We start from the raw sequence: 13061 nt of genomic DNA, 5'->3' as shown, positions 1-13061 counted from the left end.
AAAGACAACCCCTTTATTTGAGATTAACTCACAAAGGGTTTGTCTTCAGTCTGAAGCTGGCTAATGGCCAGCTTTTTTGATTGTATAAATGAATTCGTTTACTTAATTTTTATTAGAAATTCCTCTTGAAATCCTCATGCAATTTTAATAAAATAAACCTACTTTATTTTCTGGAGGGATTAGTATGAAGAAGAAAGATCTATTAGCTATTGGTTTTATGTTATTTGCCATGTTTTTTGGAGCAGGTAACTTAATCTTTCCAGTTGCTCTCGGCCACGAAGCAGGTCAGAGTTTATTACCAGCTATTTTAGGTTTCATCATTACCGGCGTCGGGTTGCCATTATTGTCGATGATTGTTGGCTCAAGTTTAAAAGGCGGTTATTTTAATGCTTTGAGTAAAATTAACTCTGTCTTTGCGATTGTTTTATTAACTTGTAACTATTTAATCATAGGGCCCTTGTTTGCTATTCCGCGGACGGCCACAACTACTTATGAGATGTCCGCTCTTCCATATATATCTAACGCTAATGGGATTACTTTAGCCCTATTTACCTTCGTCTTTTTTGGCCTTGTTTTGTGGATTTCATTAAATAAGAATTCGATAGTTGATGCGATTGGCAAGTGGCTGACGCCAGCTTTGTTAATTTCCTTAGTCATTTTTCTAGTAAGATCCTATTTCCTTTATCGAACAAATGAACCTTCTGCTCCGATGAAAATAGCATATCAAAACAATCCTTTGGCTGAAGGTTTTGTTAAGGGTTATGCTACTATGGACACACTTGCCACATTAGCCTTTGCTATTGTTGTTAAAAGTGCTTTTGAAACAAAAGGTGTCTTTGATCAAAAAACACTATTAAAAGAAGGAAGCAAGGCTTCATTAATTGCAGCAAGCTTATTGGGACTTTTCTACTTTGGTCTAGCATGGGTTGGTAATCATATTAGTCTAACAGAGGCTCTGCCTGAAGGTCAAAATCTTGGAACTTTTCTATTACAGACTATAGCAAATAATGCTATGGGGCAATCCGGTGTTGCTTTGTTAGGAATTATTGTCTTTTTAGCTTGTTTAACCACCGCTTGTGGCCTAGTAGCAGCAATTAGTCAGTTTTTTCATGATCTATACCCTAAGATTTCCTATCAAAATCATGTTATCATAATGACTGCTGTGTCATGGTTAATGGCCAATCAAGGATTGGATCAAATTATAGCGACTAGTGGTCCTGTTTTAGAGATAATTTATCCTGTCACTATGTCTCTTATTTTCCTTGTCATCTTACATAAAGTGCGACCACTTAACAGAATGCAATTTTTATTACCTCTACTGTTCGTCTTATTAGTTAGCTTTTTTTCTGTTCTATTGAACGCTAAAGTCATCGAGTGGAAGTGGCTTGTAGATATGCCCCTAGTAAAAATTGGCTTTGCATGGATTCCAACTCTCGTCCTTGGAACTTTAGTCAGTGTTATTTTTGTCGACCGTTCCCAAAGCTTAGACTTTACTGTCTAAAGAAATTAAAGCATTAGCCTAATAAAATTTTTAATAATTTATTTTCAAATTAACATTTCAATAAAGTGATATAAAAATGCTGGACTTAGATCCAGTATTTTTTTATTGAATTTTTTGATCTAGAGAATGCACAATCTATAATTACTTAATTCATTGAAATAAAGTCGTTCTTATCCAATAAAGATTGTGAAGAAAATCAAAGAAAAGAAACTATTTAAATGAATAATATGCTCAACAAAAAAATGAAGGTCGTTCATATTTATTTATTCACAATATAAATAAAATATTAACCAAAAATTAACTAAAAAATTTCACTAAATAAATCAATAAATTTTTTGATAGTTACTCATATTATATTTTAGAGCAAAATAAAAATTTTAAAAGATAGCTGTATGTCAATAAAGAAAGCGTTGACAAACAAACAGGTAAAAGGTAGACTGAAAATATGAATCCGCTTGCAACGGAATGAATATTTATGGAAGGAGGATAATGGGTAAGTTATTGTTATCTGGTCTTTGTGAAAAATTTCACTTTTAAGAGAGTTGATTTTTCAAATAAATAAAGGAGCAATTATGATGAAAAGAAAATTAGGATTATTTACGTTATTGTTAATGGGCGTATTTTTATTAGTAGGCTGTTCTGGTGGAGGAAGTGGCGAAACTTTAACAGTTGCTGTATCTGGGGATGCAATTTCACTCGATCCGATTGCCACCAATGATAACCAGTCCAGTCATGTTATGACTCAAATATATGAGGGATTAGTTAAAATCAATGATGAGGGTAAGGCAGAACCTAGCTTGGCTGAAAGTTTTGATCAACCTGATGAAACAACATACGTTTTTAAATTAAAACAAGGAATCAAATTCCATAATGGAGAAGAATTAAAGGCATCTGACGTTGTTTTTTCTCTAAAACGTGCGATTGAAGCACCAAACGTGAAGCACTTATTCGAAACAATCGATATTGACTCTGTAAAAGCTACTGATGACTATACAGTAGAATTTAAACAAACTGAGCCGTTTTCTGGTATTTTAGCTGCTTTATGCCACCCTGGTGCATATATCGTAAATGAAAAAGCAGTAAACGAAGCAGGTAATGATTACGCACGTAATCCTGTAGGAACTAACGCTGTGAAATTTGTTAAGTGGACCAAGGCAGATTCTGTTGAAATGGAACGTTTTGATGATTACCATGGGGAAAAAACTGAATACAAGAATTTAATTTTCCGTGTAATCCCTGAACCAAGTAACCGTGTGATTGAGTTGGAATCTGGTGGGGTAGATATTGCTTATGACATCTCAGCAATTGATCTTGAGAAGGTTGAAAACAATGATAAATTACAATTATTGAAATCTTTTGACTATGGGACAACTTATTTAGGATTTAATATTGCTAAAGAACCATTTAATGATCCAAAAGTTCGTGAAGCGATTTCTTATGCAATTGACATTGATTCGATCGTTAAAGCTGTATTTAAAGGATTAGGTCAAACAGCTACAGGTGTAATGTCACCTACGTTAGCTTATTCTATCTCTGATGAATATGAGCCACGTGCACGCGACGTTGAAAAAGCGAAAGAATTACTAGAAGAAGCTGGTTTCCCAGATGGCTTTGAAACTTCTATTTCAACTAATGAAAACAAAGACCGGATTGATATGGCAACTGCTATGAAGGAACAATTATCAGAAGTAGGTATTGATGTTTCAATAAACGTATTAGAATGGTCAGCATTTAACGAGTTAATTAAGAATGGTAAACACGATATGTTTGAAATTGCATGGACAGCAGATTCTCCAGACCCAGATACTTTCTTATATCCATGCTTCCACTCTTCAGCTAAAGGTGAAGGTGGTAACTACATCTATCTTGAAGATGATGAGTTAGATAAGATGTTAGAAGAAGCCCGTTTCTCTCAAGATGATGAGGAGCGTGCAGACCTTTACCGTCAAGCACAAGAACATTTAATGGATATCACAGCTTGGATTCCAGAGCACAATAAAGAATTGACAGTGGGTGCTCAAAAAGATGTTAAAAATATTAAACTTTCTCCATTTGGATGGTATCAATTAGCGCCGGTAACTAAGGGAGAAAAATAGTTCATTGTATTCTAGAGGAGATGGAAACATCTCCTCTATCTAAAGAAGAGGGTGCGTTAAAACATGCTAAAATATATATTAAAAAGGCTACTGTATTTAATTCCTGTCATTTTAGGCGTCTCTTTTATTGTATTTGCTTTGCTTTATATCACTCCAGGAGATCCTGCACGAAATGCTTTAGGACCTTCTGCTTCTGAGGCAGCAGTTAAGGCTTTAAGACTAGAAATGGGATTAGAAGATCCGTTCTTAGTACAATTTGGTCGTTACATTAAGAATGTATTTACTAAATTAGATTTAGGAACTTCCTATATTACTAAGTCTTCAGTTGCAGCTGAGATTTTTAACCGAGCAGGTGCTACAATAAAATTAGCATTTCTTTCCATTTCTTTTGCTGTTCTATTAGGTATTCCAATTGGAATTATCTGTGCGATTAAACAGTATTCTATTTTTGATAATATCGCTATGGTTTTTGCTTTAATTGGTATTTCAATGCCAGTATTCTGGTTAGGACTTTTACTTATTATGTTATTCTCTGTTAGACTAGGCTGGTTCCCATCATCAGGATTTTCAATGCCATCTCAGATGGTTCTTCCTGCTGTTGCCTTGGGATCCCAGTCCGTTTCGGTTATTACGCGGATGACTCGATCTTCAATGCTGGAAGTTATTCGACAAGACTATATTCAAACAGCAAAAGCCAAGGGTCAGCGGCAAAATGTTGTCGTTTGGAAGCATGCGCTTGGAAACGCCTTGATTCCAATCATTACAATTGTCGGTACTCAGTTTGGTCAGCTTATGGGGGGAGCCTTAATGACAGAGGTAATCTTCTCAATTCCTGGTATTGGTCGTTTGATGGTTGACTCCATCAAGATGCGTGATATGCCGATGGTTCTGGGATGTGTTCTCTTTGTGGCGGTAACCTTTAGTATTGTTAACTTAATTGTGGATATCCTATATACCTATGTTGACCCACGAATTAAGACAAAATATGTGTAAGGGGGTATCAACATGGAAAATCCTAAATTAAACTCTGAAAAAGATGAAGTAGCTGAATTAGACCGTAATCAGATAGTTAGCGGAATGGAAGAAGAGCATTCAGTTGTAAAGGACCATTATCTGAAAGAGCAAGAACATAAGCGTGGTCGCTTCCGTGGTCTGCAAGACATTTGGATTCGTATGAAACGTAATAAATTGGCAATGGTGGGTCTCTTTATTATTGGACTTTTGGTATTAGTGGCTATTTTTGCAGATCAGATTGCTCCTTATGGTTTTGCTGAACAAAACCTACACAATCAATTTGCACCACCAAGTTCAGAACATCTATTTGGAACAGATGATTTGGGTCGTGATATTTTTTCTAGGGTTATTTATGGATCAAGAATTTCCCTAAAAGTTGGATTTATTTCGGTATCGATTTCACTGATTATTGGTGTAGCGATTGGAGCAGTGACAGGTTATTATGGTGGTCGAGTAGATAATATGCTTATGCGCTTTATTGATATTCTACAATCGATACCAGATATTCTATTAGCGATTGCTATTATGGCAGCTTTAGGGCCCGGATTGGCAAACCTTATGATTGCTGTAGGGATTGCAGCTATTCCCGGTTATGCGCGTTTAGTACGCTCCTCTGTGCTTTCTATTCGTGATATGGAATTTGTGGAAGCAGCTAAAGCAAATGGTTCGAGTGATTTTAGAATTATCTTAAAACATATCATTCCAAACTGTATGGCACCGATTATTGTTCAAGCGACCCTCGGGGTTGCCTATGCAATTATTAATGCTGCTGGTTTAAGTTTTATCGGTTTAGGATTAGAGCCACCAACACCAGAGTGGGGAGCTATGTTATCAGGTGGTCGTTCTTACATTCGAGATGCTGTACATATGACCCTCTTCCCAGGACTGGCTATTGTTACAACGATTTTTGCATTAAATGTCTTAGGGGATGGTCTGCGTGATGCACTCGATCCTAAGCTGAAGCGCTAGGGGGAAAGATTATGGTGGAATTATTAGACTTACGAAATGTTAGTGTACAATATGAGACAGATTCAGGAACTGTATACGCAGTTAATAATTTGAATCTGTCAATCGGTAAGAAAGAGACCTTGGGGTTAGTTGGAGAAACTGGTGCAGGAAAAACAACAACGGCTTTAGCTATTATGCAATTAATTCAAGATCCTCCTGGTAAGATTACCTCAGGTGAAATCTTACTTGAAGATCAAGACTTAATGAATGTTAAAGAAAAGGATATGTTCAATATCCGAGGCAATAAAATTTCGATGATTTTCCAAGATCCAATGACTTCATTAAATCCGATAATGACCGTTGGAGATCAAATTAAGGAAGTTATCGAACTCCATCAAGATCTTACTAAAGAAGAAACCGTTGCAAAAGCAGAAGAAATGTTAGAGTTAGTTGGAATCCGTAAAGAAAGATTGAATGACTATCCACATCAATTCTCTGGTGGTATGAAGCAGCGGGTGGTTATTGCGATGGCTCTTGCATGTAATCCGGAATTAATTATTGCCGATGAACCGACAACGGCTCTCGATGTAACCATTCAAGCACAAGTACTAGAATTAATGAAAGATTTAAAAGATAAATACGATACATCAATGATTTTAATCACTCACGATTTAGGTGTAGTCGCTGAAATTTGCGACTATGTATCGGTTATTTATGCTGGTACGATTGTGGAACATGCTTCTGTTGAGAGTTTATATGAAGAACCACTGCATCCTTATACGCGAGGTTTGTTTGATTCCATTCCAAGTGCCGATGAAGATGTGGATAAATTAAAAGTCATTTCTGGCTCAACACCGGACCCTTCGGATTTACCGTCAGGCTGTCGCTTCCATCCAAGATGTAAACATTGCATGGAAATTTGTAAGTATAAATTTCCAGAATATCGTGAAGTAAAACCTGGTCACTATGTAGCTTGTCATTTATATAACCAGGAAGGGGGAGAAAACCTTGACTAACAATAATCAAGAAGCATTGATTAGTGTGCGTAATCTTAAAAAATATTTCCCCACTAAAGCCGGTGATTTAAAAGCGGTTGATAATATTAGTTTTGATATTAAAAAAGGTGAGACTTTGGGTCTAGTGGGTGAGTCTGGTTGTGGAAAGTCTACGGCAGGACGTGCCATTATTCGTTTACATGAACCAACGGCCGGTGAGATTTACCTTGAAGGTAAGAACATTATGGAATACAAGGGCTTGAAAGAAATGCGCTTGATGCGTCAAGAGATGCAAATAGTTTTTCAAGACCCTTACTCTTCTCTTAATCCAAGGATGTCCACTTTTGACTTAATAGCTGAGCCCTTACGTGTTAATAAATTGACAAGAAACCAGGCTGAATTAGAGCAAAAAGTGTATAAAATGATGGAGACGGTAGGTCTAGCTAGACGGTTAGCAGGTTCATTCCCACATGAATTAGATGGCGGACGGCGTCAAAGAATTGGTATTGCTAGGGCACTTATTCTTCAACCGAAGTTTCTTGTTTTAGATGAACCGGTTTCTGCCTTGGATGTTTCCATTCAGGCTCAAATCTTAAACTTGATGGATCAACTGCAAGAGGAATTTGGTCTGACTTATCTCTTTATTTCACATGACTTATCAGTTGTTCGGCATATTTCTGACCGGATTGCTGTTATGTATCTTGGTCAGATCGTGGAATTAGGTACTTATGATCGGATTTTTGAAAATCCATTACATCCTTATACGAGAGCTTTACTTTCAGCTATTCCGATTCCAAAAGTTGGAGTTAAACGAGAGCGGATTTTCTTAGAAGGAGATGTACCAAGTCCGGTGAACCCTCCAGAGGGTTGTCGTTTTGCTGGTAGATGTAAACACTGTATGGAGATTTGTAAGACAACTCCAGTTGAACTCAGAGAAGTTGAACCGGGTCACTTTGTGGCATGTCACTTATACAATGATATTAAATTTGCAAAGTCGGTAGAATTTCCTGAAGAACAGATGAAATTGATTTAAATTAATATCCCTTCTAAAACACCTCTGTAATAGGTAGTTAGAAGGGATTTTTATAATGATTTTATTTCATTAAGCAATAGTTGATTTGTTTCTTTTGGAAATTACCTTTCATATAAGCGTAGTTAAAAGCTTTATTCTCATAAAAGCTTTCTAAGTCAGAGGATTTATGCGAAGGAGATGTTTGAGCCAATCAATTCATAGTTTTTTCGTAATTATTGAAGATAATAAATTTTTATCTTGACAAGTTAACTTTGCAAATATACAATTTAAGAAAAGTAAACATGGCAAAGGGGAGATAAACTTGGAAAAAGATGATTTTTTAAAGCTGGCTCAAAAGGAAAAAAAAGATGAGGGAGAGATTTTTGTTAATGATAAATCGAGCGTTTGGATTTCGAGGGCATTAATTGGTATCGCTGCATTTATTTCCGCTATTAAAGAATCGCAGAATCTCCCTTTTTTGGATATTCTTGCCATGCTGTGTCTTTCAATTGGGGTAGGAGAATTATATAAATACTTTGCAAGGAAAGAAATAAAATATTTATTTTTGTTTATCCTATTGTTTACAGTGGGATTAGTTGCAATAGTGTTTTTTTTAAAGGATCTTTATTATGGATGAAAAGTTAAAACTAAAGAATAATCTAAAAGGTTTACGAAAAGAATTAAAACTAACCCAAGAAGAATTGGCAAAAATGGTTGGAGTATCTCGAAATACTATTTCCTCAATAGAAACAGGTCAGTATAACCCAACTGCAAAATTGGCCTATTTACTATGTTTAGCACTCGATAAGAAATTTGAAGAAATTTTTTATCTATCTACTGGAGATAATTAATACGATATTTTAATCAAAATTTATTCTTAACTAAGATTTTATAGAATATAGTTTAAAATGTAGGTAAAATCTGTAGAGTTTCCAGCAGATAAATGAAATTGATTTAAATAAGAACCCTCTTAAACACCTTATCATGTTGTTTTAAGAGGGTTTTAGATTTTGAATATTTTACTAATTGAGACAGTAGTTAATTTCTTTGTTTTCGAAATCACCATTGGCATAGCTATATTCAAAGGCCTTAAATGCTTTAAAGGTATTTAAATCTAAAGATTTTGTTTGTAGTAAATAGTTGAGTAGAGCTCCTCTCAATTTTTTACTGGTGGCTGAAGGTGCCTTTTTACCTAATTCTATATCTTTATAGAAGTTAATCTGGATGAGTTGCATTTTTTTAGGGTCTAGTAAAGAAGCAAACTCATTAGAAGCGAGATTAATGACGGTTTGTTCTTCGAACACATTATTGTAAAGAGGTTTCCACAAGCTTTTTAAGCTTTGATTTTTGATTTTTAGCGAGGTATTAAAGTCTAAACGGTAGGGATTGATTGGTTGAATGGGAGAGATTGGCCCATATAAAGCAGACAGAATTTTCAGATGGTCAATGGCATAGTTCAAGTCAATTTTATCCCATTCGATTTGCCGAAAGGCTAGACCTTGATAGACTTGATAAGCCTGACGAGCTGTTTTTTCATTAATGACTTGATAACGATGATAGATATCTTGAGCAAGCTCAGCTGAGCATTTAAAGAGTTTTTCTAACTCAGTCGTATCTTTTAAGACAAGCTCTTTAATAATGGCTTGGACGGGATCTGATTGAGGAATTAAATCATTACCGACTATCGTATCCATCTCTTTACTGGGGGAGAAAATAATTAAAGTCATAGGCACACTCCTTTATTGGGCTTTAGCAACGGATGAAGCTTTTGGTAATTCAAAGCTAGGAAAATGTAGTTCGAATTGACCAATAATTGTTGATGAAACTAAAGTGGTAATAAAAGAAAAGATCAGGTGTTGTGGAGCAATATATAGCAGTGAAAGTAATAAAACCACGCCATCTGTTAACAAATAGGCTTTTGTAATTGATACGTAGGCCCTCTCAGAAATAACCATTGCCAAAGCATCATCGCCCCCTGCGGCACAACCTTGACTGATACATAAACCACATCCTACGCCGATTGCAACGCCTCCTAAGATAGCAGCTAATAAAGGCCTATCATAAAGGCTTGGAAGAACAGGTCCCATCCAAAGACAAAGGCGATAGAAAACAGCAAATAGAAAGGATGCGTGAATGGCACGGCGAATAAAATCTTTACCTAATAAGGATAAGCCAATAAGGTAGCAAGTAATATCTGCTAAAAAACTTAATTTAGATGGCTCCCAGCCAAAGAAATGATAGCAGAAGAGAACTAAACCAATGACACCCCCTTCTGTAATTTTAGCGGGTATATGAATGTTCACCAAGCCAAAAGCCATGATAAAGGCTCCTAATGCAATAACCAATATTTCTTTTTTACTTAATAAAAAGCGACTCAAAAAGCGCTTAAGCATATTTACACTCCTAATTTTTATTACACGAAGTCTCATTAGGACACAAAAAAAGACTGCTTGTGTCGTAGGCTAACCTCGTACGGCAATCTTAAGATGGTATGGATGCTTTTTTTGTTTGCTAATTTTTCTTTTGGTAAAACTCTGAGCTTCTAGTAATCTTTTTAGCCTTTGCAGACCCCACATCAGGTTTCAACTAGGCTCTTTATCGACGATATAAGCATCAGATAAACCCTACTGATCGAAATGAACGAACCAGTATCCATCGTAAAACGATACTATAAAAATTATAGCACGAACTAGGAATTTGGCAAATAAAATTACCCTTTTAAAATTATTGCTTTTCTTAAAAGTTTAGCTTGCCTAACAAAATAGAATAGGGTAAACTAAGATTTAAAGGAAATGAAGTACTTCCTATTTACCTTCAGCAAGGTAGATAAACCGCTAATTAGCTGATGACTTCTGTATGCTTTTTTGGCATACAGAAGTTTTTGTATTTTAAAGGAGGAGAAGCAATGTTGTGGAGTTTAGGGCTTGTCTTGATATTGGGGTGGTTGTTTGGAAAACTATTCGAAAAAATTAACTTACCAAAACTGTTAGCCTATTTGGTATTAGGTATTTGTTTAGGTCCAAATGTTTTCAATTTATTATCTAGTGAATTAACACATTTGGCGGGAGAAATTCGTCAAATTGCTTTGATGATTATTTTGATTAGAGCTGGACTAACTTTAAAATTTTCGGATTTAATTAAAGTAGGAAGACCAGCTATTTTAATGTGTTTTTTACCTGCAATTTGTGAAATTTTAGCTATTGGTTTGATTGGACCTTATCTTTTAAACATATCTTATGTTGATTCATTTTTATTAGCTAGTGTACTGGCGGCTGTATCACCTGCGGTATTAGTACCGAGAATGGTGGGGTTAATTGACCGAGGATTAGGAACTAAACAGGCCATTCCTCAAATGATTTTAGCAGGCGGGACAGCAGATGATATTTTAATTTTTGTATTATTTGCAGCCTTTATGCAATTAGCTCAAGGTCAAGGTGTTTCAGCATCAACGGTATTATCTGCACCTATTTCAGTAGTCACAGGAATATTTTTGGGGTTTTTAGTGGGGCATAGCTTAAGTTATTTCTTAAACCGCTATCAGTGGGAAGGGCAACAAGCTTTAATTGTCTCTTTAGCTATTTCTTTTTTAGTTCTTGGTTTAGAGAGCTTATTAACTGACATCCTGCCTTATTCAGGTGTGCTTGCTGTTTTAGTGATTTTCCTAATTGTGCAAAAGAAAGCGCCGCAAAGGGCTGTCACTTTAACAGCCTCGTATCAAAAAATTTGGCAGTTTGCTGAAATTTTCCTCTTTGTCTTCCTAGGAGTGATTGTCAATCCGAGTTTAGCCTTAGAAGCGGGCTGGCCGATAGTAATCATTATTGTAATAGGTCTTATTTTCCGTATGTTGGGGGTTGCTTTATCCATTTTAAAGACACCATTTGCAAAGAAAGAGCGTTATTTTATTATGGGAGCTTATTTACCAAAAGCTACGGTTCAAGCTTCCCTCGGTGGACTCCCATTAATGGCTGGTATTGCTAGTGGTTCTTTAATTTTAATAGCCGCCACTGTATCTATTTTAATAACAGCTCCATTAGGCGCTATCTTTATTGATTATTTTGCGCCGCTTTGGTTAGAACATGAGGATACTTCAGTCAAATAATTAGCACAAAAAGCCATCATGATCTGTTGTGGCACTGTACCCCATAAATGGGACAGAATAAAAAATACCTCTGTTAGGCTGCTTGTTGTCGGTATTGAACCGGTGACACCTATCCTAATATTTGTTGAACTCGCTTATGATTAACAGTTTTTTCTGTTTATAAGTTGATTAAATGGGTGATTTTACGGTAACCATAGGTGAAAGGCTGTTTCTTACATAATTGTCCAATTTTAATTTTCCCTTCATTTTCTAGGTTAGCATTTATACGAACTTTCCAACGATAATAAGTAGATCGAGCGGATCCCTAAGCAGGAGAGGATTAAACTCACCGAATCATGCGGTTTTAAACTTTCAACCGTTTCGACGACCACTTTTGGTACCCACTCCTCTTCAACTCTTTGTGTTTTTTTAGGACATCCATCGCTGCTTGATGACGTTTCAATTCAATACATTTCCATTTTGTTTCTGCAGAGTAAGCTAGGTGATTAACCCTAATCAAACACCTCCATTAAATTCATTTCACACGAATTCAACGGAGGTGTTTTTATGTTTGGCTCACTATTTGGGGGCAGTGCCTTATTAGATCTGATGGCTTTTATAATTTAATAATTTCTGCTTAGTCGGTGGTTAGTTCACCAGGCCAAGAAGGTGCTCCAGGTGTAACATTAGTCACTTGATAATCCATTTTAGATAAGAATTGGCTAGCCCTTTTAGAACGTCCACCCGAGTGGCATACTAAATAGTATTCTTTATCTTGATTAAGAGATGTATATTCATTTGGGAGCTGATTCAAGGGGATGTTTTTAGATCCAGGGATATGTCCTTCTTGGAATTCAGCTTCACCTCGAACATCAATAATATTAAGCGATTTTTCCTGAGATTTTTGATAAAGTTCTTCAATGGAAATCGTTGGGAACATGGTATCTTCCTTTCTGTTTGACATATAAAAGTGATTTTTTATAAATAAGTGGTAGTTTAAGCCAATAAATTATATACTTAACATACCCGGTAGGGTATATTAAACATCAATGCAAAAGATTTGTCAAGTTTTAAAATTTAAGAACAAATACATAAGAGGAGTTTATCATGCATAAAGATAATAATAAGAAAAACCTACTTAATCGTTTAAAACGAGCAGAAGGTCAATTAAGAGGGGTCCAAAAGATGTTAGAAGAGGACAGAGACTGTATGGATATAGTAACCCAACTAACTGCTATTCGTTCGAGTGTGGATCGTATTATGGGCATAATCATGGTTGAAAATTTAAAAGAATGTTTAACTACTGGTGATAAAGATTCAGAAAAGCAGAATCAACGACTAGAGCAAGCTATTTCGATGATTATAAAAAAATAGAGTGTGAGCTATCAAGTAATGAAAGCGAAAGATTTAGTTTTTA

The 13061-nt window shown here is 35.8% G+C and carries 13 protein-coding genes and 1 riboswitch; of the genes, 10 read left to right on the top strand and 3 right to left on the bottom strand.

The window, feature by feature from the left end; translation table 11 throughout:
• Positions 1-184 precede the first annotated feature (184 nt).
• The 8 genes from brnQ (at position 185) to ACQV2X_RS02885 (ending at position 8417) form a co-directional block, all read left to right on the top strand.
• Entirely contained in the window at positions 185-1501 is a 1317-nt protein-coding gene (brnQ, locus tag ACQV2X_RS02920; protein ID WP_428875067.1) for a branched-chain amino acid transport system II carrier protein, read from the top strand.
• A gap of 575 nt (positions 1502-2076) precedes the next feature.
• Positions 2077-3597 carry an ABC transporter substrate-binding protein gene (locus ACQV2X_RS02915; protein WP_428873075.1) on the top strand — a complete coding sequence of 507 codons (1521 nt, stop codon included), beginning with the start codon at positions 2077-2079 and terminating at the stop codon, positions 3595-3597.
• 63 nt (positions 3598-3660) lie between these two features.
• Positions 3661-4590, top strand: coding sequence for an ABC transporter permease (locus tag ACQV2X_RS02910; RefSeq protein ID WP_428873076.1), 930 nt, complete (start codon positions 3661-3663; stop codon positions 4588-4590).
• Between the two features lie 12 nt (positions 4591-4602).
• A complete protein-coding gene (gene nikC, locus ACQV2X_RS02905; protein ID WP_428873077.1) occupies positions 4603-5580 on the top strand; it encodes a nickel transporter permease in 978 nt (325 codons plus the stop codon).
• A gap of 11 nt (positions 5581-5591) precedes the next feature.
• Positions 5592-6575, top strand: a complete 984-nt coding sequence (locus ACQV2X_RS02900; protein WP_428873078.1) for an ABC transporter ATP-binding protein — start codon at positions 5592-5594, stop codon at positions 6573-6575.
• A complete protein-coding gene (locus tag ACQV2X_RS02895) occupies positions 6568-7587 on the top strand; it encodes an ABC transporter ATP-binding protein (protein ID WP_428873079.1) in 1020 nt (339 codons plus the stop codon). Before ACQV2X_RS02900 ends, ACQV2X_RS02895 begins: the two co-directional genes overlap by 8 nt.
• Positions 7588-7888: 301 nt before the next feature.
• Positions 7889-8203: a DUF6442 family protein gene (locus tag ACQV2X_RS02890; protein WP_428873080.1), complete on the top strand. Its 315-nt coding sequence runs from the start codon at positions 7889-7891 to the stop codon at positions 8201-8203.
• Positions 8196-8417, top strand: a complete 222-nt coding sequence (locus tag ACQV2X_RS02885; RefSeq protein ID WP_090289833.1) for a helix-turn-helix transcriptional regulator — start codon at positions 8196-8198, stop codon at positions 8415-8417. The genes ACQV2X_RS02890 and ACQV2X_RS02885 overlap by 8 nt, the downstream gene beginning before the upstream one ends.
• Before the next feature lie 171 nt (positions 8418-8588).
• On the opposite strand, the gene ACQV2X_RS02880 is transcribed toward ACQV2X_RS02885, so the two are convergent.
• Both ACQV2X_RS02880 and ACQV2X_RS02875 read right to left on the bottom strand, forming a co-directional pair.
• Positions 8589-9293, bottom strand: coding sequence for a YaaA family protein (locus tag ACQV2X_RS02880; protein WP_428873081.1), 705 nt, complete (start codon positions 9291-9293; stop codon positions 8589-8591).
• A 12-nt stretch (positions 9294-9305) separates the two neighbouring features.
• Complete coding sequence (locus ACQV2X_RS02875) at positions 9306-9959, bottom strand: YitT family protein (protein ID WP_428873082.1); 654 nt, start codon at positions 9957-9959, stop codon at positions 9306-9308.
• A gap of 386 nt (positions 9960-10345) precedes the next feature.
• Positions 10346-10428, top strand: a riboswitch (Fluoride riboswitch).
• Positions 10429-10471: 43 nt separating this feature from the next.
• On the opposite strand from ACQV2X_RS02875, the gene ACQV2X_RS02870 reads away from it, so the two are divergent.
• Positions 10472-11665 (top strand): cation:proton antiporter, encoded by a 1194-nt coding sequence (locus tag ACQV2X_RS02870; RefSeq protein WP_428873083.1) that lies wholly within the window; start codon positions 10472-10474, stop codon positions 11663-11665.
• A 616-nt stretch (positions 11666-12281) separates the two neighbouring features.
• On the opposite strand, the gene ACQV2X_RS02865 is transcribed toward ACQV2X_RS02870, so the two are convergent.
• On the bottom strand, positions 12282-12584 hold the full coding sequence (locus ACQV2X_RS02865) for a rhodanese-like domain-containing protein (protein ID WP_428875062.1): 303 nt from the start codon (positions 12582-12584) through the stop codon (positions 12282-12284).
• Between the two features lie 167 nt (positions 12585-12751).
• Between ACQV2X_RS02865 and ACQV2X_RS02860 the strand changes: the two genes are divergently transcribed.
• Positions 12752-13018 (top strand): metal-sensitive transcriptional regulator, encoded by a 267-nt coding sequence (locus ACQV2X_RS02860; RefSeq protein WP_428873085.1) that lies wholly within the window; start codon positions 12752-12754, stop codon positions 13016-13018.
• Positions 13019-13061: the final 43 nt, after the last annotated feature.

Origin of the sequence: Facklamia sp. P12945 (assembly GCF_050409485.1) — a bacterium.
GTDB lineage: Bacteria > Bacillota > Bacilli > Lactobacillales > Aerococcaceae > Facklamia.
The sequence above is the reverse complement of the archived record's forward strand: the minus strand, read 5'-3'. Positions and strand labels throughout refer to the sequence as shown.